Source organism: Streptomyces tropicalis, from assembly GCF_029269835.1.
Classification (GTDB): Bacteria; Actinomycetota; Actinomycetes; order Streptomycetales; family Streptomycetaceae; genus Streptomyces; species Streptomyces tropicalis.
In genome coordinates this window covers 15,433-39,673 of record NZ_JARJBB010000010.1, presented here as the reverse complement: position 1 = coordinate 39,673, position 24,241 = coordinate 15,433, and the positions used below count along the sequence as shown (strand labels likewise).

At 72.2% G+C, this 24,241-nt stretch carries 16 protein-coding genes and 3 pseudogenes; 11 read left to right on the top strand and 8 right to left on the bottom strand.

Translation table 11 applies throughout. The features are described 5' to 3' along the window. Positions 1-31: 31 nt before the first annotated feature. On the bottom strand, positions 32-1,126 hold the full coding sequence (locus tag P3H78_RS20060; protein ID WP_276110443.1) for a metallophosphoesterase: 1,095 nt from the start codon (positions 1,124-1,126) through the stop codon (positions 32-34). A gap of 317 nt (positions 1,127-1,443) precedes the next feature. Further along, the gene (locus P3H78_RS20055; RefSeq protein WP_276110442.1) at positions 1,444-2,556 is read right to left on the bottom strand and encodes a LacI family DNA-binding transcriptional regulator; all 1,113 of its coding nucleotides are present in this window, start codon (positions 2,554-2,556) and stop codon (positions 1,444-1,446) included. Between the two features lie 422 nt (positions 2,557-2,978). On the opposite strand from P3H78_RS20055, the gene hisC reads away from it, so the two are divergent. From hisC to cydD, 4 genes are all read left to right on the top strand, one after another. Next, positions 2,979-4,058 carry a histidinol-phosphate transaminase gene (gene hisC, locus P3H78_RS20050; protein WP_276110441.1) on the top strand — a complete coding sequence of 360 codons (1,080 nt, stop codon included), beginning with the start codon at positions 2,979-2,981 and terminating at the stop codon, positions 4,056-4,058. 374 nt (positions 4,059-4,432) lie between these two features. After that, on the top strand, positions 4,433-5,941 hold the full coding sequence (locus P3H78_RS20045; RefSeq protein ID WP_276110440.1) for a cytochrome ubiquinol oxidase subunit I: 1,509 nt from the start codon (positions 4,433-4,435) through the stop codon (positions 5,939-5,941). A gap of 20 nt (positions 5,942-5,961) precedes the next feature. Then, complete coding sequence (gene cydB / locus P3H78_RS20040) at positions 5,962-6,969, top strand: cytochrome d ubiquinol oxidase subunit II (protein WP_276110439.1); 1,008 nt, start codon at positions 5,962-5,964, stop codon at positions 6,967-6,969. Positions 6,970-7,043: 74 nt separating this feature from the next. Beyond that, positions 7,044-10,925 (top strand): thiol reductant ABC exporter subunit CydD, encoded by a 3,882-nt coding sequence (gene cydD, locus P3H78_RS20035; RefSeq protein WP_276110438.1) that lies wholly within the window; start codon positions 7,044-7,046, stop codon positions 10,923-10,925. Positions 10,926-11,109: 184 nt separating this feature from the next. Here the strand turns inward: cydD and P3H78_RS20030 are convergent, their stop codons facing one another. After that, complete coding sequence (locus P3H78_RS20030; RefSeq protein ID WP_276110437.1) at positions 11,110-12,036, bottom strand: Cof-type HAD-IIB family hydrolase; 927 nt, start codon at positions 12,034-12,036, stop codon at positions 11,110-11,112. Between the two features lie 539 nt (positions 12,037-12,575). On the opposite strand from P3H78_RS20030, the gene P3H78_RS20025 reads away from it, so the two are divergent. Both P3H78_RS20025 and P3H78_RS20020 read left to right on the top strand, forming a co-directional pair. Then, positions 12,576-14,030: an arylsulfotransferase family protein gene (locus P3H78_RS20025; RefSeq protein WP_276110436.1), complete on the top strand. Its 1,455-nt coding sequence runs from the start codon at positions 12,576-12,578 to the stop codon at positions 14,028-14,030. Between the two features lie 113 nt (positions 14,031-14,143). Continuing rightward, positions 14,144-14,278: pseudogene (locus tag P3H78_RS20020) on the top strand (LLM class flavin-dependent oxidoreductase); the annotation flags it as partial. Between the two features lie 202 nt (positions 14,279-14,480). On the opposite strand, the gene P3H78_RS20015 reads toward P3H78_RS20020, so the two are convergent. Continuing rightward, entirely contained in the window at positions 14,481-15,386 is a 906-nt protein-coding gene (locus tag P3H78_RS20015) for an LLM class flavin-dependent oxidoreductase (protein WP_276110435.1), read from the bottom strand. Between the two features lie 370 nt (positions 15,387-15,756). Here P3H78_RS20015 and P3H78_RS20010 point away from each other — a divergent pair, with 370 nt between their 5' ends. Further along, positions 15,757-16,335, top strand: a complete 579-nt coding sequence (locus P3H78_RS20010; RefSeq protein WP_276110434.1) for a TetR/AcrR family transcriptional regulator — start codon at positions 15,757-15,759, stop codon at positions 16,333-16,335. On the opposite strand, the gene P3H78_RS20005 is transcribed toward P3H78_RS20010, so the two are convergent. Next, complete coding sequence (locus P3H78_RS20005) at positions 16,326-17,447, bottom strand: MFS transporter (RefSeq protein ID WP_276110433.1); 1,122 nt, start codon at positions 17,445-17,447, stop codon at positions 16,326-16,328. The two genes, P3H78_RS20010 and P3H78_RS20005, sit on opposite strands and share 10 nt — an antisense overlap. A gap of 133 nt (positions 17,448-17,580) precedes the next feature. Here P3H78_RS20005 and P3H78_RS20000 point away from each other — a divergent pair, with 133 nt between their 5' ends. From P3H78_RS20000 to P3H78_RS19985, 4 genes are all read left to right on the top strand, one after another. Next, positions 17,581-19,041, top strand: coding sequence for an MFS transporter (locus tag P3H78_RS20000; protein ID WP_276110432.1), 1,461 nt, complete (start codon positions 17,581-17,583; stop codon positions 19,039-19,041). A 93-nt stretch (positions 19,042-19,134) separates the two neighbouring features. After that, complete coding sequence (locus P3H78_RS19995) at positions 19,135-19,509, top strand: cupin domain-containing protein (protein ID WP_276110431.1); 375 nt, start codon at positions 19,135-19,137, stop codon at positions 19,507-19,509. A 294-nt stretch (positions 19,510-19,803) separates the two neighbouring features. Beyond that, positions 19,804-20,187 carry a LysR family transcriptional regulator gene (locus tag P3H78_RS19990; protein ID WP_276110430.1) on the top strand — a complete coding sequence of 128 codons (384 nt, stop codon included), beginning with the start codon at positions 19,804-19,806 and terminating at the stop codon, positions 20,185-20,187. 238 nt (positions 20,188-20,425) lie between these two features. After that, a complete protein-coding gene (locus tag P3H78_RS19985; protein ID WP_276110429.1) occupies positions 20,426-21,178 on the top strand; it encodes an LLM class flavin-dependent oxidoreductase in 753 nt (250 codons plus the stop codon). A 17-nt stretch (positions 21,179-21,195) separates the two neighbouring features. Here the strand turns inward: P3H78_RS19985 and P3H78_RS19980 are convergent. The 3 genes and pseudogenes from P3H78_RS19980 to P3H78_RS19970 all read right to left on the bottom strand — a co-directional run. After that, a pseudogene (locus tag P3H78_RS19980) lies at positions 21,196-21,743 on the bottom strand (RNA 2'-phosphotransferase). A 182-nt stretch (positions 21,744-21,925) separates the two neighbouring features. Beyond that, positions 21,926-23,683, bottom strand: a complete 1,758-nt coding sequence (locus P3H78_RS19975) for an SDR family oxidoreductase (protein ID WP_276110428.1) — start codon at positions 23,681-23,683, stop codon at positions 21,926-21,928. Then, positions 23,680-23,921: pseudogene (locus P3H78_RS19970) on the bottom strand (M24 family metallopeptidase); the annotation flags it as partial. The pseudogene P3H78_RS19970 and the gene P3H78_RS19975, both read right to left, overlap by 4 nt. Positions 23,922-24,241: the final 320 nt, after the last annotated feature.

Below are 24,241 nucleotides of genomic sequence, written 5' to 3'. Positions count from 1 at the left end.
CGGGGCCCGGCAGCGTACGCGGTCCGAACCGTCAGGCGTCCAGCGGCAGTTGCTGGACCAGCAGCTTTCCGGCCATGGTCACGCCGCCGTCCATCGCGATGGCCAGGCCGTCGGCGTAGACGTGCGGTCCTTCCACCACGGGGCCCGCGGTGTCCTCACCGTCCTCCGAGCCGACCTCGCCCAGGAGGTAGGGGATCGGGCTGTGGCCGTGCACGATGCGCGTGCCGCCGTAGGTGTCGAGGAGGGAGCGCACGGCGTCGGCGCCGCCCTCGTCGCGGAACGAGAAGCGCTTGGTGAACTTGCGGAAGAGGTCCCAGACTTCGTCCGCGTCGTTGCGGGTGAGGGCGTCGCGGACGGTGTCGTTGACCGCCTCGATCGAGTCGCCGTAGTCGAGGTAGGCCGTGGTGTCGGAGTGCACGAGCAGGTGGCCGTCCACCTCCTCGACGGCGTCCAGGCGGGACATCCACTGCAGGTGGTGGTCCTGGAGTCGGTCCATGTCGGACTTCTGGCCGCCGTTGAGCAGCCAGGCCGCCTGGAAGGTGGCGGTGCCCGCGCCGGACTGGACGGGGGTGTCGCCGAACCGCTTGGCGCCGAGCAGCAGCAGTTCGTGGTTGCCCATGAGGGCCTTGCAGTAGCCGCCGGACGCGGCCGCCTCGGCGGACAGGCGCATCACGAGGTCGATGACGCCGATGCCGTCGGGGCCGCGGTCGGTGAAGTCGCCGAGGAACCACAGCCGCGCGGTGCCGGCGCACCAGCGGCCCTCGGAGTCGACGAGGCCCTTCCCCCGCAGGGCGGCGAGCAGTTCGTCGAGGTAGCCGTGCACGTCGCCCACGACGAACAGCGCGCCCTGCGGAACGGCCGGCTGCGGTGCCTCCTCGGCCTCCGGGTCCACGGCCACCTGCACGGTGTCCCCTCGGTTGATGACGGGCAGGTCGCGCTGCGTGGGTGTGTAGGCGTCCGGGAGGCCCTCCTCGACGGGTGGGGCCACCGTGACGACGGGGGGCACGGGCCGGGGGAACGGTCCGGCCTCGTGGACGTACGCGGGCACCCGGAAGTCGCGCAGAGTCGCCGTCCGCTCCACCTCGGGTCCTCGACCGGCCCCCTGAGTCATCGACCCCTCCACCATCGCGCCGCAGCTGCACCGCTTCGGACTGCCTGGTCGCAGCGGCCCGCGGTGTCGTGGGCCCATCATAGGAATGCGGATCGTGCCGTGTGATGACCCAGGGGTGGTGAATCGGGGCAGGACTCCGGTTCACCGCATCTTTCGCCCCGTTTGTCGGTCTTCGGGGGCCCGCCCGCCGGTGCCGTGGCCCGGAAGTCCTCCCGTTCGGCCGTCCCCCGGACGGGGCGGGGACGACCCGCGACGCGGACCACGGGGGACCCGACCGGGAGGACGGCCTCGCCGGCCCGGCGGCACGGCCCCGCCGGCCCACCGGTACGTCCCTACCGGCCCTCGGACGTACGGGGCGGGCTGACCGTCGTGCGCGGCGGGCGGCGCTGCGACGAGGTCCGCACGATCAGCTCCGTCGGTATGACCTGCTCGACCGGGCGGTCGGCGTCGAGGCCCTCGATGGCGTCGATGAGGAGCTGGACCACGGCCGTGCCGATGCGGCGCGGTTTCAGGGAGAGCGTGGTGATGGGCGGCTCGGTGTTGGCGTACACCGTGGACTCGCTGCAGCACACCAGGAGCAGGTCGTCGGGGACGCGCAGTCCGTAACGGCGGGCGGCGGCGAGCAGGTCGGTGCCGTTGGGGTCGAAGAGCCCGTAGACGGCGTCGGGCCGGTCGGGGCGGGCGAGCAGCCGGTCGGCGGCGACGGCGCCCGCGCACGGGTCGTGCGCCGGGTAGGCCTCGTACACCGGGTCCTGGCCGACGCGCTCGCACCAGCGCAGGTAGGCCGTGGTGGACAGGTGGGTGTACGTGTCCGTGGTGGTGCCGGTGAGCAGGCCGATCCGGCGGGCCCCCGCCTCGGCGAGGTGGTCGAGGATGCCGAGCACGGCGGCCTCGTGGTCGTTGTCGACCCAGGCGGTGACCGGCAGCGCGCCGGCCGGGCGGCCGTCGCTCACGACCGGTAAGCCCTGGCGGACCAGCTCGCTGACGACCGGGTCCTGGTCGGAGGGGTCGATGACGACGGTGCCGTCCAGGGCCACGTTGGACCAGACGTCGTGGCGTGAGGTCGCGGGCAGGATGACGAGGGCGTAGCCGCGGGCGAGCGCGGCGGAGGTGGCGGCGCGGGCCATCTCCGCGAAGTACGCGAACTCGGTGAAGGTGAAAGGTTCATCCCCGTACGTCGTCACGGTCAGGCCGATGAGGCCCGACTTGCCGGTACGGAGGGTGCGGGCCGCGGCCGAGGGGCGGTAGCCCAGCCGGTCGGCGACCTCACGGACATGGCGTCGGGTGGCGTCCGGGAGCCGGCCCTTGCCGTTGAGGGCGTCGGAGACGGTCGTGATGGAGACCCCGGCGGCGGCGGCCACGTCTCTGATGCCCGCCCGGCCCGGCCGGCTGCCTCGGCGCGAGGTTTCCGCGCGGCTCACCTGGTGCTTCCCTGCTGCTGTCATGGCGAGCCGATAGTAGGGCTCAGGCAGTGGGGTAGCGCGGACGCATATGCACGCGTTGACAGGCACGTTTCTGCAAGGTCATCTACGGTCAACTGCCTTGGAAAGCATGTCAGTTACCCGATCATGTGTCAGGACATGCCGCGGTGGCCCGCATGGACCTGTCGAGCCCTCGATGTCTCGAAGAGGTCTCAACTCACCTGCACGGGTGATGCGCGCCAGGGCGCGAGCCACCGGCGCGTAGATATATGTACGACGCGCCCCCTATTCGTATGCCTTCGTCGTGTGATGCCCCCGGCGCCGGCGAGGGGGTGTGAGGTCGCGCACCCGCCGTGAGTGACGGCCTCCGACCCATACGCAGCGGAGCCGAATCCTCATAGGGTGAGGAGTATTGGAAGCCGGTGGTGGTCACGAGGAGGACTGCGGTGAGCGAGACGAGCCCGAAGCTGCGTGCCGAGCTGGAGGGTATCCCCACCTACAAGCCGGGCAAGCCCGCGGCGGCCGGTGGTCCGGTGGCGTACAAGCTGTCCTCCAACGAGAACCCCTACCCGCCCCTGCCGGGCGTGATGGAGTCGGTCGCGGCGGCCGCCTCCGCCTTCAACCGCTACCCCGACATGGCCTGCACCGCCCTCACGAACGAGCTGGCGGAGCGTTTCGGCGTGCCGGTCTCGCACGTGGCCACCGGGACCGGTTCGGTCGGCGTCGCCCAGCAGCTGCTCCAGTCGACCAGCGGTCCCGGCGACGAGGTCGTCTACGCCTGGCGGTCCTTCGAGGCGTACCCGATCATCACCCGGATCAGCGGCGCCACCCCGGTGCAGGTGCCGCTCACGCCCGGTGACGTGCACGACCTGGACGCGATGGCGGACGCGATCACCGACCGCACCCGCCTGGTCTTCGTCTGCAACCCGAACAACCCCACCGGCACGGTGGTGCGCCGGGCCGAGCTGGAACGATTCCTCGATCGGGTGCCCCGCGACGTGCTCGTGGTGCTGGACGAGGCCTACCGGGAGTTCATCCGCGACCGCGAGGTCCCGGACGGGGTCGCGCTGTACCGGGACCGCCCCAACGTGTGCGTGCTGCGGACCTTCTCCAAGGCGTACGGCCTGGCGGGGCTGCGGGTGGGCTTCGCCATCGCCCACGAGCCCGTGGCGGCGGCGCTGCGCAAGACCGCGGTGCCGTTCGGTGTCAGCCAGCTGGCGCAGGACGCGGCGGTCGCCTCGCTGCGCGCCGAGGACGAGCTGATCGGGCGGGTCGGCTCGCTGGTGTGCGAGCGCAACCGTGTGGTCGACGCGCTGCGTTCCCAGGGCTGGACGGTGCCGGAGACGCACGCCAACTTCGTCTGGCTGCGGCTGGGGGAGCGCACGGTGGCCTTCGCCGAGGCATGCCAGCAGGCCGGCGTCGTCGTCCGGCCCTTCCCCGGCGAGGGCGTCCGGGTGACGATCGGGGAGACCGAGGCGAACGACATCTTCATCAAGACGGCGGAGGCGTTCCGCCGGGAGGTCTGAGCCGGGGGCCGGGCGGGGACGCGTCCGACGTGTCCCCGCCCGGCCCGTTCCGGCCGTTTTTGTGCGCCCCGGGTCGCTCTGCGGACCCGGGGCGCCGTCATGTTCCGGTCACCCCGGTCCCGGCCCACCGCTCTCCCCGTCGCAGCGACGCTTCACGTCTCCGCAGTTCAGAAGCGCTTTTCGGGGCCATGCGGGCGCTCGGGGTTCCGGAGGGACCCCCACCTCGGTGGCCTCGAACGGGTATGCGGCATACTGGCTTGTGAATGTGAACGCGTTCACAAGCGCGCCTGATTGCTCCGCTGATGTGCCGTGCATCACCGGTCGGCGGCCGCTGTGACCGCGGCGAGGCAAGGCGAGGTAAGGAGAGTGACGACGTGGACCTGGCTCTGGCGCCGGAGACGCTGGCGCGCTGGCAGTTCGGCATCACCACCGTCTACCACTTCCTCTTCGTCCCCCTGACCATCTCGCTGGCCGCTCTGACGGCCGGGCTGCAGACGGCCTGGGTGCGCACGGAGAAGGAGACCTATCTCAGGGCCACCAAGTTCTGGGGCAAGCTCTTTCTGATCAACATCGCCATGGGCGTGGTCACCGGCATCGTGCAGGAGTTCCAGTTCGGCATGAACTGGTCGGACTACTCCCGCTTCGTGGGGGACGTCTTCGGCGCCCCGCTCGCCTTCGAGGCGCTGATCGCGTTCTTCTTCGAGTCCACCTTCATCGGCCTGTGGATCTTCGGCTGGGACAAGCTGCCCAAGAAGATCCACCTGGCCTGCATATGGATGGTGTCCCTCGGCACCATCCTGTCGGCGTACTTCATCCTCGCCGCCAACTCCTGGATGCAGCACCCGGTCGGCTACCGCATCAACGGGGCCAAGGGCCGCGCCGAGCTCACCGACTTCCTCGCGGTGCTCACCCAGAACACCGCCCTCAGCCAGGCCTTCCACACCCTGACCGCCGCCTTCCTCACCGGCGGCGCCTTCATGGTCGGCATCTCCGCCTTCCATCTCGCCCGCAAGCGGCACATCCGCGTGATGAAGACCTCGCTGCGGCTCGGGCTGGTCACCGTCGTCGTCGCCGGCCTGCTCACCGCGGTCAGCGGGGACGTCCTCGGCAAGGTCATGTTCAAGCAGCAGCCGATGAAGATGGCGGCGGCCGAGGCACTGTGGGACGGCCAGGACTCCGCGCCCTTCTCGATCTTCGCCTACGGGGACGTGGACAAGGGCCACAACAGCGTGGCCATCGAGATCCCGGGCCTGCTGTCCTTCCTCGCCGCCGACGACTTCCACGCGCACGTGCCGGGCATCAACGACGTCAACAAGGCCGAGCAGCAGAAGTTCGGGCCCGGCGACTACCGGCCCAACATCCCCGTGACGTTCTGGGGATTCCGCTGGATGATCGGCTTCGGCATGGCGTCCTTCGCCGTCGGCCTGGCCGGACTCTGGCTGACCCGCAAGAAGTTCATGCTGCCGGAGCACCTGAGGGTCGGCGACGACGAGGTGCCGCACCTGGTGCTCCTCCCGAGCCGGGCCCTCAGCCCCACGCTCACCGCCTGGTTCTGGCGCATCGCGGTCTGGACCCTGGCCTTCCCCCTCATCGCCAACTCCTGGGGCTGGATCTTCACCGAGACCGGCCGTCAGCCGTGGGTCGTCTACGGCGTCCTGCAGACCCGGCACGCGGTCTCCCCCGGTGTCTCCCAGGCCGAGGTCATCACCTCGATGACCGTCTTCACGCTGCTCTACGCCGTCCTCGCCGTGGTCGAGGTCAAGCTGCTCGTGAAGTACGTCAAGGCCGGGCCGCCCGAGCTGACCGAGGCCGATCTCCACCCGCCCACGAAGATCGGCGGCGACACCCGTGACGCCGACAGGCCGATGGCCTTCTCGTACTAGGCCGAGGGAGCTGCACCGTCATGGAACTGCACAACGTCTGGTTCGTCCTCATCGCCGTCCTGTGGACCGGCTACTTCTTCCTGGAGGGCTTCGACTTCGGGGTCGGCATCCTCACGCGGCTGCTCGCCCGCGACCGGCCCGAGCGGCGGGTGCTGATCAACACCATCGGCCCCGTCTGGGACGGCAACGAGGTCTGGCTGCTCACCGCGGGCGGCGCGACCTTCGCCGCCTTCCCCGACTGGTACGCCACCCTGTTCTCCGGCTTCTACCTGCCGCTGCTGCTCATCCTGGTCTGCCTGATCGTCCGGGGCGTCGCCTTCGAGTACCGGGCCAAGCGGCCCGAGGAGAGGTGGCAGCGCTCCTGGGAGACCGCGATCTTCTGGACCTCGCTGCTGCCGGCGTTCCTGTGGGGCGTGGCCTTCGCCAACATCGTCCACGGGGTGCCGATCGACCGGAACTTCGAGTACGTGGGCACGGTCGGCGATCTGCTCGACCCGTACGCGCTCCTGGGCGGTGCGGTCACCCTGACCCTCTTCACCTTCCACGGTGCGGTGTTCACGGCGCTCAAGACCGTCGGTGACATCCGTGTGCGGGCCCGGCGGCTGGCCCTGTGGGCCGGTCTGCTCACGGCGGTCGTGGCACTCGCCTTCCTGCTGTGGACCCAGGCCGACACGGGCAACGGGCGGAGCCTGGTGGCGCTGGTCGTCGCCGTGGCCGCGCTGCTGACCGCGCTCGCGGCCAACCAGGCGGGACGCGAGGGCTGGGCGTTCGCGCTGTCCGGCGTGACCGTCGTGGCCGCGGTGGCGATGCTCTTCCTGGCGCTCTTCCCGGACGTCATGCCCTCCTCGCTGAACGCGCAGTGGAGCCTGACCGTCACCAACGCCTCGTCCAGCCCGTACACCCTGAAGATCATGACCTGGTGCGCCGGCATCGCCACGCCGCTCGTCCTGCTCTACCAGGGCTGGACCTACTGGGTGTTCCGCAAGCGGATCGGCACGCAGCACATCGCCGCCGACGCCGTGCACTGAGTCTGGCCGGGAGGGCGCCGCCGCCCGACGTGCCGCGGACGGCGCCCTCCCCGGACCCGAAGGGCCTGTTTCACGTGAAACCGATCGATCCGCGCCTGCTGCGCCATGCCCGTGCCACCCGGTTCTTCCTGGTGGCGGTGGTCGGCCTGGGTGCCGTCGGGGCCGGACTGGTCGTCGCGCAGGCGATGCTGCTGGCCGAGCTGGTGACGGGCGCCTTCCAGCACCGGATGCCGGTGGCCGAACTCCGTACTCCCCTGATGCTGTTGGCCGGCGTCGCCGGCGGTCGCGCCCTGGTGTCCTGGCTCACCGAGCTGGCCGCGCACCGGGCGAGCGCGGCGGTGAAGTCGGAATTGCGCGGGCGGCTGCTGGAACGGGCGGCCGCGCTCGGACCGCACCGGCCGTCGGGCCGGCGGACCGGCTCGCTGGTCGCCCTGGCCACCCGGGGCATCGACGCCCTCGACGACTACTTCGCGCGCTACCTGCCCCAGTTGGGGCTGGCGGTCGTGGTGCCGGTGGCGGTGCTCGCCCGGATCGTCACCGAGGCCTGGGTGTCGGCGGCCCTCATCGTGGCCACCCTGCCCCTCATCCCGCTCTTCATGGTCCTGATCGGCTGGGCCACCCAGTCCCGGACGGACCGTCAGTGGCGGCTGCTGTCCCGGCTGTCGGGGCACTTCCTGGACGTGGTCGCGGGGCTGCCGACCCTGAAGGTGTTCGGCCGGGCCAAGGCGCAGGCGGACTCCATCCGCCGCATCACCGGCGAGTACCGGCGAGCGACCCTGCGCACCCTCAGGATCGCCTTCCTCTCCTCGTTCGCGCTGGAGCTGCTGGCCACGCTGTCCGTCGCCCTGGTCGCCGTCACGATCGGCATGCGGCTCGTGAACGGCGAGATGGCGCTGTACGACGGACTGGTGGTCCTGGTGCTGGCACCCGAGGCCTATCTGCCCCTGCGGCAGGTGGGGACGCAGTTCCACGCGGCGGCGGAGGGACTCGCGGCGGCCGAGGAGATCTTCGCCGTGCTGGAGACACCGCTCCCACCGTCGGGCCGGGGCGCCGTCCCCGCGGGCCCGGTGGTCCTCGACGGCGTCACCGTGCGCCACCCCGGCCGCTCCGAGGACGCCCTGACCGATGTGTCGCTCACCCTCGCACCGGGGGAGACCGTGGCGCTCGTCGGGCCGAGCGGCGCCGGCAAGTCGACCCTGCTGAACGTCCTGCTCGGCTTCGTCGCTCCGGCCGCGGGGCGGGTCCGGATCGGCGGCACCGACCTCGCGGACATCGATCCGGAGCAGTGGCGGGCCCGGATCGCCTGGGTGCCGCAGCGTCCGCACCTGTACGCCGGGACCATCGCCGACAACGTCCGGCTCGCCCGGCCCGGCGCCGACCGTGCGGCCGTCCGGCGCGCGCTGGCCGACGCCGGTGCACTGGACTTCGTCGACGCCCTGCCCGAGCGGGAGGAGGCGGTGCTCGGCGAGGACGGGGCCGGGCTCTCCGCCGGGCAGCGCCAGCGGCTCGCACTCGCCCGCGCCTTCCTCGCCGACCGCCCCGTCCTGCTGCTCGACGAACCGACGGCCGCCCTCGACGGGGCGACCGAGGCCCGGATCGTCGACGCGGTCCGGAGGCTGTCCGCCGGACGGACGGTGCTGCTCGTGGTGCACCGGCCGGCCCTGCTGGAGGTGGCCGACCGGGTGGTCCGGCTCCCCGGGCGGGCACGGCCGGAGGGGCTCGGGGAGGGCATCCCCGAGCCCGCGGGCGAGGCGCCTTGGGCGACCGCGGAGCGGGCTGCCGCACCCGGCGCGGCGCGGGGGGCGCAGCCCGGTCCGGCTCCGGCCGGGCGCGGTGCGGTCACGGCCGGCACCGGCACGGGCCCGACCGCGCTCGGCGCCCCGGTCGGGGTTGGTGCGGCTCCGGCCGTGCGGGGTGGCGTCCCTGTCGGGGTTGGTGCGGCTCCGGCCGTGCGTGGTGGTGCCCCCGTGGGGGCCGGTGCGGCTCCGGCCGTGCGTGGTGGCGTCCCCGCCGGGGTTGGTGCGGCTCCGGCCGTGCGTGGTGGTGCCCCCGTGGGGGCCGGTGCGGCTCCGGCCGTGCGTGGTGGTGCCCCCGTGGGGGCCGGTGCGGCTCCGGCCGAGCGCGGCGTCGCCCCGGCAGGGACCGGTGCGGCTCCGGCCGCGCTCCCGGCCGCCCGTCTCCGAGCCGGTGCCGGCCCCGTCGTGCGCGGTGTTCTCGCCCGGGTCCGTTCGCTGGCCGGCCCCCGGCGTGGCCGTCTCGCTCTCGCCCTGCTGCTCGGCAGCCTCGCGCTCGCCTCCGCGGTCGGGCTGATGGCCACCTCCGGGTGGCTCATCTCACGGGCCTCGCAGCAGCCGCCCGTGCTGTACCTGATGGTGGCCGTCACGGCCACGCGGGCCTTCGGCATCGGGCGGGCCGTCTTCCGGTACGCCGAGCGCCTGGTGTCCCACGACACGGTGCTGCGGATGCTCGCCGACTGCCGGGTCGCGGTCTACCGGCGGCTGGAGCGCCTGGCACCGGCCGGGCTGCGCGACGCACGCCGGGGGGACCTGCTGTCCCGCCTCGTCACCGACGTCGACGCCCTCCAGGACTACTGGCTGCGCTGGCGGCTGCCCGCCGGGGCCGCGCTGCTCGTGTCGGCGGCCTCCGTCGCCTTCACCGCGTGGCTGCTGCCGCCGGCCGCCGCGGTGCTCGGCGCAGGGCTGCTCGCGGCCGGGGCCGGCATCCCGCTCGTCACCGGTGCCGTGGCCCGGCGCGCCGAGCAGCGGCTCGCGCCCGCCCGGGGGGTGCTCGCCACCCGGGTGACCGACCTGCTCACCGGTACCGCCGAGCTGGCGGTCGCCGGGGCGCTGCCCGCCCGCACCGCCGAGGCCCGGCGGGCCGACGCGCGGCTCACCCGGATCGCCGCCCGCTCCGCCGGGGCCACCGCGCTCGGCGCCGGTCTGACCGCGCTGGTCTCCGGGCTGACCCTCGCCGCCACGGCGCTCGTCGCCGCGGCGGCCGTCGCCGGCGGGCGGCTGGCCGGCGTGGCCACGGCCGTGGTCGTCCTGACCACGACGGCCGCCTTCGAGGCGGTGGCCGGGATGCCGCTCGCCGTGCAGTACCGGCAGCGGGTGCGCCGCAGCGCGGAGCGGGTGTACGAGGTGCTGGACGCCCCCGATCCGGTCCGGGAGCCGGAGCGGGCCCAGCGACCGCCCGCCACGCCCTTCCCGCTCACCGTCAGGGGCCTCACCGCCCGGCACGCGGGGCAGGACCGGGACGCGCTGCACGGGCTGGACCTCACCCTGGAGCGGGGCCGCCGGGTCGCGGTGGTCGGGCCGTCCGGGTCCGGCAAGACGACGCTGGCCCAGGTGCTGCTGCGGTTCCTGGACCCGCAGGAGGGCGGGTACACCCTCGGCGGGGTGGACGCCCGCGCCCTGGACGGCGACGACGTACGGCGGATGGTCGGGCTGTGCGCCCAGGACGCGCACCTCTTCGACAGCTCCGTGCGGGAGAACCTGCTGCTGGCCAGGAAGGACGCGACCGAGGCCGACCTGCGGGACGCCCTCGCGCGGGCCCGGCTGCTCGCCTGGGCCGACAGCCTGCCCGACGGCCTCGACACGCTCGTCGGCGAGCACGGCGCCCGCCTCTCCGGGGGGCAGCGGCAGCGGCTCGCGCTGGCCCGCGCCCTCCTCGCCGACTTCCCGGTCCTCGTGCTCGACGAGCCCGCCGAGCACCTGGACCTCCCGACCGCCGACGCCCTGACGGCCGATCTGCTGGCCGCCACCGAGGGCCGTACGACGCTCCTCATCACCCACCGGCTGGCGGGACTGGAGGACGTCGACGAGGTGATCGTGCTGGACGCGGGAGGGGTGGTGCAGCGGGGCCCCTACGCCCGGCTCGCCGCACGGCCGGGCCCGCTGCGGCGGATGGCGGACCGGGAGACCGGGACGGAGGCCCTGGCGACCGCGACGGCATGACGCCGGACCGGGCCCGGCCGGGCGGGCCCGCCCCTGGTCCCCCGCGGCGCTTGCGCCCCCGCCCCCGCGGCCTCGTACGGCCCGGGGGGACCCGCGCCCGCGGCCGGTTCCCGCCGGCCTCGTACCTCGTACGGTGTGCGGTCGGTTCCGCGCCCGCGGCCGGTTCCGGCCTCCGCGGGCCGTGTCAGACGACCCGGGCCAGCATGTGCTCGATCACGACCGCGACCCCGTCCTCGTTGTTGGCGACCGTGCGTCCGGAGGCCGCGGCGATCACGGCGGGGTGGGCGTTGCCCATGGCGAAGGACTGCCCGGCCCAGGTGAGCATCTCCACGTCGTTGGGCATGTCGCCGAAGGCGGCGACCTGCTCGCGGGCGATGCCGCGTTCGGCGCAGCACAGCGCGAGCGTGCTGGCCTTGGAGACGTCCGGCCCGCTGATCTCCAGCAGCGCGCTGGGGCTGGACCGGGTGATGGTGGCGCGCTCGCCCACGGCGAGGCGGGCCAGGCCGAGGAAGGCGTCCGGGTCCAGCTCGGGGTGGTACGCGAGGATCTTCAGGATCGGCTGGTCGGTGCCGGCGCCGTCGGCCGCGAGCAGCTCCTCGGCCGGAGCCAGGGTGTCCGGGATCTCCCGGTGCAGCTTGGGGTACGCGGGCTCCTGGTGGAAGCCGTACGTCTGCTCGACCGCGTACACCGTGCCCGGTGCGGCGTCCCGCAGCAGTCCGACCGCGTCCCGCGCGTTCTCCCGGGCCAGGTCGCGCACCTTCAGGAAGCGGTGGGCCCCGGGACCGCCGTGCAGGTCGACCACGGCGGCGCCGTTGCCGCAGATCGCCATGCCGTGGCCGTGCACGTGCTCGCTGACGACGTCCATCCAGCGGGCCGGGCGGCCGGTCACGAAGAAGACCTCGATGCCCGCCTCCTCGGCGGCGGCGAGGGCGGCGACCGTGCGCGGGGACACCGACTTGTCGTCCCGCAGCAGCGTGCCGTCCAGGTCGGTGGCGATCAGCCGCGGCGGGGCGAGGGGCGCCCCTCGCCGTGCGACCGGGGTCGGGAGGACGGAAGAGGCCGGTACGTCGGGCTTTCGAGTCGCTGAGGTCACCGGCCCATTCTCCCGCAATCACCCGTACGTCCGTACGGAACTCCGCACATGTGATGAGGGCCTCCGCACAGATGAGGCACTGGGCGGGCCCTGGGACGGCCGCTCCTCCCTGCCGCCCGTCCGGGTGAGGCGGCGCCTGCCGAACGGTCTACCTCACCGGCTGTGCGCAGGTGCGGGCGGCCCCGGTCCCCCTAGCGTCGCCCGGGTGACTCCCGGTCCCGGTCGTTCCGGCCGGAGGGGTTCACCGGACGAAGCGCTCGACGACCAGTGGCACCCCGGCCGGACAGGGGTGCCGGGTGCCAAGGAGGCCGACCATGGTGACGCGAGAGCCGCCGGCTCGCCGGACACGAGGATGGATCCGCCAGGCCGTGGGTGCCTGCATGGCCGCTGCGGCGTGCGTCGCCGCGAGCTGTGCGCCGCCGGCCGCGGCGAGTCCGCAGGGGCGCCCGCCCCGTCCGTGCGCGACGAAGCCCTTCCCGCCGTCGCAGAGCACCCCGCCCCCGATCCTCTCGGGCAGCGACGTGTGGAGCTTCGTCTCGGCGCCGGCCCTTCACCCCATGCGGGTGACCGTGACCGCGAACAAGCCCGGAACGGCTCGCGGAGACATCTTCGTGGGCCCGTTCAGCGCCGACAGGATGATCGGCCGGACCGGGGCGTTGATCAACGACAACTCCGGCGATCCGGTCTGGTTCCGCCCGCTCCCCTCCGTGAACCTCCAGAACGCGGACTTCCGGGTCCAGACCTCCTACGACCGCAGGGGCCGGGGACAGCCGGTGCTGACCTGGTGGCAGGGAAGCCTCGCCCTGCCACCGGCGTACACGAACCTGCCGGCGGGGGCCCCGGAACCGGGCGGGTGCTACTACGTCTACGACACCCACTACCGCCTGCTCAGGACGGTCTTCGCGCATCACGGCTACTACCCGGACGAGCACGAGTTCACGCTGACCCGCAGGGGCACCGCGCTGTTCATCGCGTCCAGGCCCGTGCCCATGGACCTCACGCCCTACGGAGGCCCGAGGGACGGCTCCATCGAGAACAGCGAGATCCAGGAGGTCGACCTCGCGACGGGCAGACTCGTCTTCTCGTGGAACGCACTGGACCACCTGGACCCCGCGGATTCCGAGGAGCCGGTCTCCAGCGCGTCGTCGTCCGACGGGGTGTGGGACGCCTTTCACATCAACTCGGTCGACGAGGGTCCCGACGGCCGCCTGCTGATCTCGGCCCGGAACATGTGGGCGATCTACGACGTCGCCAAGAGGTCCGGGAGGATCCGGTACCGGATCGGAGGGAAGAAGAGCGACTTCACCTTCGGCCCGAACGCGGACTTCTACTGGCAGCACGATGCCCGGTACCGGCCGGGAGACCGGATCAGCATGTTCGACGACGGTTGCTGCGACCTGCCCGACGGCGCCCCCGAGCAGGAGTCGCACGGCCTGATCCTCCGCCTCGACTTCCGCAGCCGGAGGGCGACCGTGGACAGGACCTACTACCACCGGCCGCCGCTGGAGTCACCGACCCAGGGAAACACCCAGGCCCTCTCCAACGGCGACGAATTCATCGGATGGGGCCAGAGCCCGTACTACTCGGAGTACGCGGGCGCGGGGAACACCCGGGGCAACGGCTCACGGAACCTGCTCTACGACGCGAAGCAGCCGGGTTCCGACATCTCGTACCGGGCCTTCCGGAACGAATGGGTGGGCAGTCCGTACTACCCTCCGAGTGCCGCGGCGCGGGCCAGTGGCGGGGACCACGTCGTTTACGCCTCCTGGAACGGCTCGACGCAGACGCGCGCGTGGCGCGTACTCGCCGGGTCCGGCCCCCACTCCCTGTCGGTCGTCGTCGGACACGCTCGACGGGCCGGGTTCGAGACGGCCGTCACCACGCACGCCCCCGGACCGTACTTCCAGGTGAAGGCGCTGAACGCGCGGGGCAAGGTCATCGGGACGTCCCGCGTCGTGAGGCTCTCCGGGCCACCGCCGACGAGCGGAACCACGGGGTCGCGGCATCGCTGAAGGGGCCGGGCCGCACCCCGCTCCCGCCCGCCGTCGCGTGAGCGAAGGGGCGCCGCCGGCAGCGGCGGTGCGGGGCCCCGCCCCGCTCGGGTCCGCCGGGCACCGCCGTACGCTTCCACGCGGCGTACACGTACGACCAGCTGTCCTGGCGGAGCTTTTGCGACGGACCCCGGCTCGGCGCCGTCCCCACCCTGACCGCCGCCGCGGCCGTCACCCGGAGCATGCGTCTGGGAACGCTCGTGACCTCAGTCAAGCCTTTCTCGCCCACCGCATCCCGACCAGGGAAACAGACCCGCCCCGCCGACTCGACCACGTGTCGGCGGGAACAGTCCGAACGATGCCTGCGGCTCAGTGGTCGCGCGACGGGGCCCGGCCGTCCAGCGGGGCGGTTCGGCCGCCGACCTGCCGAGATCGCCTCGGTCGGACGAGCAGCGCTCAGGAGGTGCCAACTCAGCCCAGCTGGGCCGAGGCTTCCATGGCGATCTGCTCGAAGACCTTCTCGTCGGCGGCGAAGTACGTGTCGGGGATGGGCCAGTGGATCACGATCTCGGTGAAGCCCAGCTCCCGGTGCCGGCCCGCGAAGTCCACGAACGCGTCGAGCGACTCCAGTGGCCGATCGCGGTCCGGGGTGAAACCGGTGAGCAGGATCTTGTCCATGGCGGCCACGTCGCGCCCGATCTCGGCGCAGGCGTCGGCCAGCTTCTCGACCTGTCCGCGGATGGCTTGGATCGACTGTTCGGACGTGCCGTTCTCGTACAGCTTGGGGTCGCCGGTGGTCACCCACGCCTGTCCGTGCCGAGCGGCGAGCCGCAGCCCGCGTGGGCCGGTGGCCGCCACCGCGAAGGGCAGCCGGGGGCGCTGCACGCAGCCGGGGATGTTGCGCGCCTCGTGCGCCGAGTAGAAGTCGCCCTCGAACGACACCGAGTCCTCGGTCAGTAGCCGGTCGAGCAGCGGCACGAACTCCGCGAGCCGGTTGGCCCGCTCCCGTGGGGTCCACGGCTCCTGGCCGAGCGCGGTGGCGTCGAAGCCCGTACCGCCCGCGCCGATGCCGAGGGTGATCCGGCCGCCGGACATGTCGTCCAGGGAGATCAGCTCCTTGGCGAGGGTCACCGGGTGTCGGAAATTGGGCGACGTGACGAGCGTGCCCAGACGCATACGCTCAGTGACGCCGGCAGCGGCAGTCAGCGTTGGCACGGCGCCGAACCACGGCCCGTCACGGAACGGAACGCGCCAGGACAGGTGGTCGTAGGTGTACGCGGTGTGGAAGCCGAGTTGTTCGGCGCGCTGCCATGCCTCGCGGCTCCCCTCATGCCAGCGGCGGTAGGGGAGGATCACGGTGCTCAGACGCAGACTCATGACTCAGAAGCCTACGTGGCTGCGCGATGAGTCCGGGAAAGCCGCAGATCGTGTGCTCCATCCCGCTGAGAATCGGATCCTGCTTCCCCTGTCTGGCAAGACTGCTCCAGCAACGCTCGACGGAGCCGACGCCCGCCCTCCAGCGCCGGGCTGATCACCGACGGAGCCGCAGTGGCGGCAGGCTCCGGGGGGCGTTCAGGGAGGAGACCGCCTCGGATCGGAGCGCGTCGGCGAGACGGTGGTCGCGGATAGGGCGGGTGCAGCCGTAGTCATCGGGTGAAGCCGCGACGACCGGGTCGCCTGACCGGTGACGCAGCTCCGGCATGGCCTTGTCGGTGGTTATGTAACGAGTGGTAGGTACAATGAGGGCATGAGCAAGAAGGAGGCATTGACCCGCGCCGCTGCCGAGCTGCTGTGGGAGCGGGGGTACACAGGCACCAGCCCAGCCATGATCTTGGAGCGCGCGCACGCGGGCCAGGGGAGCATGTATCACCACTTCTCCGGCAAGGCGGAGCTGGCAGCCGCGGCCATGGAACACATGAGCGATCAACTTCGCTCCCGTACGGAGGACGCACTGGCCGGGGAGGAGTCGGCCGTCGCTCGTGTCCATGCCTTTCTTGATCTGGAACGCGACCCGCTCGCAGGCTGTCGCATGGGGCGATTGGCCCAGGACTACGAGATCGTCGCCGACGATGGCCTTCGTGTGACTACGGCGGACTTCTTCACGTGGCTCGGTGACCGCCTGTCCGCGGTACTCGCCGAGGGGGTGCGCGCAGGTGAGTTTCGGCCCGACACCGACCCGGACGTGATGGCATCACTGATCATGGCGACGGTCCAGGGCGGCTACGTTCTGGCACGCGCCCATCAGGATCCTGCGGCGTTCCGCCGGGCTGTCGCCGGTGCGAAGCAGGTTGTGGCGAGTCTCGTGGTCAGCTCCGGTCAGGGCTGACCGGCCATCTCGACCGTGTCTCTCGGCGCCACCGGCAAGTGGGCCGCTGTGCCGTCCTGTTGTGGCGGGATGTGCATCCGGGCGAAGAGTACGCAGGCAGCAGCGACTGTTCCGGCCACGGTCAGAGCCCACCAAGCGGCGATGGGGCTCACGGCGGTGAACAGCAGGCCACATACCAGCGGCCCGGACGCGGCTCCCAAGGAGACCCCCATCTGGCTGTATGCCGTGGCCCGTTGCTCCCAGCCGGTGTAGGGCAGTCCGATGACGTAGTGCAGGAGGCCCGCCCAACCCCAGCCACCGCCGTAGGCGAGCAGAGCACCCACCGCGATCACCGTGAGGTCCGGTTGGGTCAGAAGCGCAGTACCCGCCGCACCGGCGATGAACAAACCCGTCAGCGCCCTCCATGCCACACGGGGCATCCGGCCGACAAGCCAGCCCGCGGCAAGACGGATCACGATGTTGAGCGCGGCTCCCGCGGTCGCCACCGTGCTGGCGACCGACAGCGACGCTCCCCCTGTTGTCAGCCCGAGCACCAGGAAGCCGCCCAGCCCGTTTCCCACCATCGCGCCGAAGAATCCGGCGGAGCTGAGAGCTACCAGATAGGCGTCCCTGCGCAGGGGCACGTCGCGACCCCGGTCGGTGGCCACAGAGGGTCCGTCGGTGAGCCCTGTCCGCGCGAGCAGAACGCCGCCCATGCTGCACGGCACTGCGGCAGCGATGAACACCATGCGCCAGCCGACCGGTCCGGCCAGCAGGGGCACTGCTCCACTTGCCAGCAAGGCGGCGGCCGGCACCGCGGCTTGCTTCAGGCCGAAGGCGAACGCGCGCAGCTTGGGCGGGCACCGCCGCATGAGCAGGGCATTGGTGTGTGGCTGGGTATAACCGTAGGCCGCGCCCCCGACCACCGAGCTGACCCACAGGCCCACAACGGGCGCCGCCGCCGCCGCGAGCAGCCCCAGGCAGGTGCCGAAGAGCGCGACGGCCAGCGTGCGTTCCAACACTCGGGGCAGCGCGGCCCGCTTGCTGAGGAAGGCACCGGACAGGGACGCCAGCCAGTACACGGCCAGGACGGACCCCATCCGCACCGGACTCCACCCGAACTTCTTGTGCAACGGGACGCGGTCTAGCGCTTCCCGGAACGGGGCCGGGGCCGGTTCGGGCCCCGGCTCCGCCGTTTTCGGCGGACCGGCCGGTAGCCGCGCGGCGCGGATTGCGACTGTACCTACTAGTAGTTACACTCCAGGAGTGGATTCCTTGAACACGTCAGTTGCACACGGGTCGACGCAAACCGGCATGCGTCAAGGGTCGTCGGCGCGGCACGGAACGCGGCAAGGCCTGATGCTCGCCTCGCTGCTGGGCGGGATGTTCCTCGGGAACGTGGACATCGCGGTGGTCAACGTCGCGATCCCCTCGATCCGCGATCGCCTTCACGCATCAGGCGGCGAACTGGAACTCATCGTCTCGGGATACACGCTCGCGTACGCCATGCTGCTCATCACCAGTGCCCGGTTGGGCGAGATCCGCGGCCGACGGCGGGCCTATCTGTGGGGCCTCGCCGTCTTCACGCTGTCCTCGCTCGCCTGCGGGCTCGCGCCCGACAGCGCCACTCTGGTGGGCACGCGTGTCGTGCAAGGCATCGGGGCGGCCCTGATGGTCTCGCAGGTCCTGACGAGCATCCAGGTCAACTTCGATGGCGCCGCCCGACGGCGAGCCCTGGGCGCGTACACCGGCGTCCTCGGGGTCAGCTCCGTCATCGGCCAGGCCCTTGGCGGCATCCTGGTGCAGGCAGACATCCTGGGTACCGGCTGGCGGCCGATCTTCCTGATCAATGTGCCGATCGGCATCGTTCTGCTGATCACCTCGTTCGCCTTCCTGCCCGACGACGAGACCGCACGGGACAAGAAGCTCGACATGCGCGGCGTCGGACTTCTGTCGCTCAGCCTCTTCCTGCTGGTGACACCTCTGGTGCTCGGAGGGGACGAGGGCTGGCCGCTGTGGACGTGGCTCTGCCTGGCCGGCTCCCTGCCGGCGTTCGTCTTATTCGCCAGGGTCGAGCAGGGCATCGCCCGCCGCGGGGGCAGTCCATTGATGAACGTTGCGCTGCTCGCCCGCAGGCGCGTGGCCCTCGCGCTGGTGTCCCAGGCCGCGACCCGCGCCGGCTACTTCGCGCTCCTGTTCGTCCTGGCCCTCTACCTGCAGCAGGGGCTCGGCCGGAGCGCAGCCTACTCCGGCGTGGTTCCCATCGCCTGGGTGGCGACGTTCGCCCTGGTCGGTCCGGTCCTCGGCCGACTGCCGGCGCGCGTCAGGAGGCTTGCCGCACCAACGGGAGGGCTCCTGATGGCGATCGCCTTTGCCGGGGCGGCAGCCGGCGCCCGGAGCACCATCTGGCTGACTGTCCTGCTTGGAATCGGCGGCATCGGCTACGGTGCGGCATTCAGCGGCACCCTGACTCATCTGACCGAATCCGTCGAAGCCCGTTTCGCCCCCGATGTGAGCGGCCTGTTCAACACGACGCTGCAGGTTGGCGGGACTTTGGGCGTGGCTGTCTTCGGCACCGTGTACCTGGGCCTCGCCGCACGCGGCCGGGCACCGCAGGACGCGTTCGACACCACCAGTGCCGTTCTGGCAGTGCTCTCGGTCTCCGCCTCCGGGCTGATCGTGCTGGCGGGGAAGAACGGAGCGGGCGAGGCCGCCGCCAAGCACTGAACCCGTCTGCGCGCTGCCCGTCGAGCACGGAACGCTCCGGCCCCTCTTGCCCATCACCAACCATGATCGATCAACCGTGAAGGAGTTCAGGCCATGGATGTCAACCGTCACCCGGGCGACGCGACCAAGGGTCCCGACGAGCGCTTCTCCGGAGATGTCTGGCTGTGGCCGCGCATTGGCGCCACCGCTCACGCCGAGGTGCGCAACGTACTGTTCACGCCCGGCTCGCACAGTGCCTGGCACAGGCACCCCGCGGGCCAGGTGCTGCACGTCACGGAAGGCGTGGGACTCGTGCAGTCCCGAGGAGGGGAACTCCAGGAGATCAGGGCCGGTGACACGGTGATCTGCCACCCGGGTGAGGAACACTGGCACGGCGCGGCACCCGGCACGTTCATGACCCACATCGCTGTCACGGATGGCCCCACTGAGTGGCAGGAACACGTGAAGGACGAGGAGTACCGCGGCTGAAGTCTCATACGTGAAGGGAAGTTGGTCCGACGCGGTGCCGCTCACTTCTGCGCGGGGACGGCGTCGGACCAGTAGCCCGCACACCACCGAAGCGCGCCCCCACCCTTGAGGTCCCGTGAACCTTGGAGAAGCTGAGGAACCCTCACAGACCACGGCCTGCCCCTGGTCGTGAGCATCAAGGGCGGCCCTACCCCGGAATCGCGCTGAGAGAGGTCAGGTGCGTTGTCATCGCGGCTTCGAGGGGCGTACGGCAGTACGGAGAGCGCCTTCGCGGCACTTCATATGCTGCTCTCCATGAGCATCGAGCTGCATCACCTGCGCGGGTTCCTGGCCTTGGCGGACGAGAAGCACTTCACCCGGGCAGCGAAGCGCATGAACGTGTCCCAGCCGACACTCAGTCGCAACATCCGACGTCTGGAGGAACTGCTTGGGCGGCGTTTGTTGGAACGGACGACCCGGCATGTGACCCTCACGCCGGCTGGTGAGAGCCTTTACGACCGACTCCATGTTCTCCTGCCGCAGCTGGAGGCGGCACTGCGTCCCGAATCGGACGAAGACACGTCCCTGAGTTCGTCGGGCGGCAGCACATCCATGCCTTCGTATCGTTTCTCACCATTCCGGACGCGCCGACTGTCCCCCTCAACCTCGTCCATCCCACGCACGGTGGGCACCCCCTGATACCACGTTTCGTCGCCATGGCACAGGCCGCTGTATCCGAACTCACCGAGATGAACGCTGGGATCAACCCGGGGCCTGCGGGTCAACGTGCTGGGCGCCCTGATCGTGGGCACCCGTCCTGATCTGCTGTAGGAGCACACCTCCGGCAGGATCGACGCGACCGTGCTGCTGGAGTTCGTCTGCTCCCGACTGGCCGGGCCGCCCGGCGGGGCCGCCGCCCCGTCCCTGGCGGCGGACGGTGTCGGGGCTCTGCCCGTCTGGCAGCAGCCCCGGCCGCGCACGATGGTGCCGGACTACGCATCCGCGCACGTGGCCAAGGCGTTCAAGGGCCGCCGCGACACTGATCTCCCCGGGCGACATCTCCGGCGGCCGGATCACGCTGGGCATCGGCGCGGGCGGTAACGGCTTCGACGCCACGACCTTCCTGAGGAGCGGTCAGGAGCCGTGGACGGCGCGCGAGCGCGCCGATCGGTTCGGCGGGTTCGTCCCGCTGCTCGACCGGCTGCACGCCGAGGACTCCGTCTCGTACGAGGGCGCGCACTACTGCGCGCACGAGGCACGCAACATCCCGGGCTGCGTCCGGCGTCCCCGGCTGCCGTTCGCGGTGGCCGCGACGGGGCCGCGCGGCCTGAAGTCCGCCGCGCGCCACGGGCAGGCGTGGGTGACGACCGGCGACCCGAAGCTGTACGCGACCGGCACCCCCGAGCAGTCGGTGCAGGCTCCGCGGGATCAGGTCGAGAAGCTGGGCAAGGCGTGTGCGGACGTGGACCGCGACGTCGGCGCCCTGGACAAGACGCTGCTCACCGGTTTCACCCCGGACCGCGGCCGCCCGCTGGATTCCCTGGACGCCTTCGTCGATTTCGCGGGGCGCCACGCGGAGCTGGGTTTCACCGAGATCGTCGTCCATTGGCCCATCCGCGACTCCGCCTTCGCGGCGGACGAGAAGGTCTTCGAGCGCATCGCCACCGAGGCCCCCGCCCGGTTGCACTGAGGCACCCGCGGGACACCTCAGTGCGTCTGCGGGAACCGCAGACAGCGCGCCGGTACCGCCCGTGTCAGCCACACCCCGTTCGCGCTGCGGTGGAAGGCGTGGCCGTCGTGGTGCATCGTGAGCGCGTCGACGGACAGGACGACCGGACGGCCGCGGCGGGCGCCCACGCGGGTCGCGGTGGCGCGGTCGGCGGACAGGGGGACGTCGTGCCGGCCCATGGGGCGCAGGCCCTCGGCCCGGATCGCCTCCAGGTGGCGGGCCACGGTCCCGTGTAGAGGTACGGCGGAGGGGTCGCCGGGGGCAGCCCCAGGTCGACGTCGATGCTGTGGCCCCGGCCGGCGCGGATCCGGGCGCCCTCGATCGCGAAGCGCTGCTTGTCGTTGGCCGCGACCACGTGGTCCAGCTCCGCGCGGGAGAGGGGCAAGCCGTGGCCGGCCGCGGCGGCGAGCAGCGTGTCGATCTCGGCCCAGCCTCCCTCGTCCGGCACCAGGCCGACCCGCTCGGGCCGGTGCCGCAGGTGTTTCGAGAGGTACTTCGACACCTTCACGGTGCGTCTTTCGTCCATGACTCCAGCCTGCCGGGGGAGACGCGGATCACGCAGGTGGTCTTCCCCGGCAGGTTTGATCCACAAGGAAGGCGACTTATCCACAGGCGGAGCCGCGATTCTGTGGACAACTGCCCCTCCGTGCAGGGTGTTTGGAGGGTCCTGAAGGGGTCCCCGGCGGATCACCACGTCCCGCCACCGCCTCACAGCCGCGGCTGGACGCGGGCCAGCCGGCGCAGGGCTCGCGGGGTGAAGCGGGACATGACGTGCAGGATCCGGGCCTCCGGCGTCACCGGGACCACCGCCTCGTCGCGCACGACGGCGCGCAGGATCGCGTCGGCGACCTTCTCCGGCGGGTAGTTGCGCAGCCCGTAGAGCCGGGCCGCGCGCCGCTGCCGGCGCCGCTCCTCCTCGGCGTCGACGCCCGTGAAGCGCGCGGTCGCGGTGATGCCGGTGTTGACGAAGCCGGGGCAGACGGCCGTGACGCCGATGCCCTGCCCGGCCAGTTCCGCGCGCAGGCACTCGCTGAGCATCAGGACCGCCGCCTTGGAGGTGCTGTAGGCGGGGAGCGCCCGGGAGGGCTGGAAGGCCGCCGCCGAGGCGGTGTTGACGATGTGCCCGCCCTGGCCGCGCTCCGCCATCTGCCGGCCGAAGAGCCGGCACCCGTGGATCACGCCCCACAGGTTGACGTCGAGGACCTTGCGCCAGTCCTCGGGGCTGGTGTCGAGGAAGGAGCCGGACAGGCCGATGCCCGCGTTGTTGACCAGGACGTCGACCGTGCCGTACTCGGCGGCGGTCCTCCGGGCGAGCTTCTCCATGGCCGCCGCGTCGGAGACGTCCACGGTCTCCGCCCAGGCGTTCTGCGCCCCGGCCAGTCGGGCCAGCTCCGCGGTGCGGGCTGCGGCCTCCGCGTCCCGGTCGACGGCCACCACCCGGGCGCCGGCCTCGGCGAAGGCGCACGCCGTGGCCCGGCCGATGCCGCTGCCCGCCCCGGTGACCAGCACGAGCTGACCGGCGAAGCGGTCGGCGTGCCTGCCGGACGGTTCGGGGGCCGGCCGGCCGCCCTCGGCGGCGGCCACGAACCGGTCGATCCAGTCCGCGAGCCGGTCCGGCCGGGTGCGCGGGATCCAGTGCCCGGCGGGCAGCGTGCGGCGCACCAGTTGCGGTGCCCACTGCTCCAGCCCGTCGTAGAGCCGCTCGGACAGGAAGGCGTCGCCCACCGGCGTGATGAGCTGGACGGGCGCGTGGGCGTGGGCGTCCGGGCGCGGCCTGCGCAGCCGGGCGCGGACGTTGTCCCGGTACAGCCAGGCGCCGTGGGCCGCGTCCTGCGGGAGCGAGGCGGTCGGGTAGTCCCCGTCCGGCATCTTCTCCACCCGCCGCAGGATGCCCGGCCACCGCCTGCCGAGCGGGCCGCGCCAGGCCAGTTCGGGCAGCACCGGGGTGTGCAGCAGGTACACGTACCAGGACTTCGCGCCCTGGCCGAGGAGCTGGCCCACCCGGCGCGGGGTGGGCCGTTTCACGCGGGCGTCGATCCAGTGCCCGAAGTGGTCGAGGGACGGGCCGGACATCGAGGTGAAGGACGCGATGCGGCCCTTGGTGCGGGGGACGGTGACGAACTCCCAGGACTGCACCGAGCCCCAGTCGTGCCCGACCAGGTGCACCGGGCGGCCGGGGCTGACCGCGTCGATCACGGCGAGGAAGTCGTCGGTGAGCTTCTCCAGGGTGAAGCCGCCGCGCAGCGGCTTCGGCGCCGTGGAGCGGCCGTGGCCGCGGACGTCGTACAGCACGACGTGGTAGCGGTCGGCGAGGCGCTCGGCGACCGGTGACCAGACCTCCTTGCTGTCCGGGTAGCCGTGCACCAGGACGACCGCCGGCCGGTCCGGGTCGCCCATCTCGGCCACGCACAGCTCCACCCCGCCGGTGTGCACCCGGCGTTCCCGCACGCCCTTCGGTACCGTCACTTCTCCTCCGTCCAGCGCCGCACGTGCGGCAGGTCGTCGTCGAGCCGGAAGGCGATCTCCCCGGGGTCCGAGGAGTCCGTCACCACCAGGACCTCCTCGGACTTCCCCCCTGCCGTACCCGTTCGGCCGTGTGCGCGCTCACGCCGGAGGGGCGGGCGCGGTGCCGGCCGGCGCAGCCCTGGCGGACCATCAGGCGGCCCACGTCCGCGTAGGTCTCGCGCAGCGGCCGACGGCGCCGCGCTCGTACAGCCGGTCGGGCTGCGTCCGGGCCGCCTCGCCCTCGGTCGTGCCCGGCACCGGCCGTCCGGCCGCGGCCCCGGCGCGCGCGTACGCCGGCCGCCGGGGCGTCCGGAACCCGCGCCGTCGCGCGGTCGCCGCCCCCGTCACCGCCGCCGCCATGCCACCCGCCCACCGTGCCCTTCGGCCGCCGTACGTGTCCGTCATCCGACGCCGCGACTCTGGCACTTGTTAGATCCCGCGTCAATAGTGGGTGCCGCGGGCGCCCGCGGCCGCCCGCCCGGTCCGCGACCTCAGGGGGATCCCCGACGTCCCGTACGA

Coding starts and splice junctions, on each gene's coding strand:
- P3H78_RS20010 (WP_276110434.1), top strand. CDS start 15,757: ATGAGCAAGAAGGAGGCATTGACCCGCGCCGCTGCCGAGCTGCTGTGG.
- P3H78_RS20015 (WP_276110435.1), bottom strand. CDS start 15,386: ATGAGTCTGCGTCTGAGCACCGTGATCCTCCCCTACCGCCGCTGGCAT.
- P3H78_RS20060 (WP_276110443.1), bottom strand. CDS start 1,126: ATGGTGGAGGGGTCGATGACTCAGGGGGCCGGTCGAGGACCCGAGGTG.
- cydB (WP_276110439.1), top strand. CDS start 5,962: ATGGAACTGCACAACGTCTGGTTCGTCCTCATCGCCGTCCTGTGGACC.
- P3H78_RS19990 (WP_276110430.1), top strand. CDS start 19,804: ATGAGCATCGAGCTGCATCACCTGCGCGGGTTCCTGGCCTTGGCGGAC.
- P3H78_RS20055 (WP_276110442.1), bottom strand. CDS start 2,556: ATGACAGCAGCAGGGAAGCACCAGGTGAGCCGCGCGGAAACCTCGCGC.
- P3H78_RS19995 (WP_276110431.1), top strand. CDS start 19,135: ATGGATGTCAACCGTCACCCGGGCGACGCGACCAAGGGTCCCGACGAG.
- P3H78_RS20025 (WP_276110436.1), top strand. CDS start 12,576: ATGCGGGTGACCGTGACCGCGAACAAGCCCGGAACGGCTCGCGGAGAC.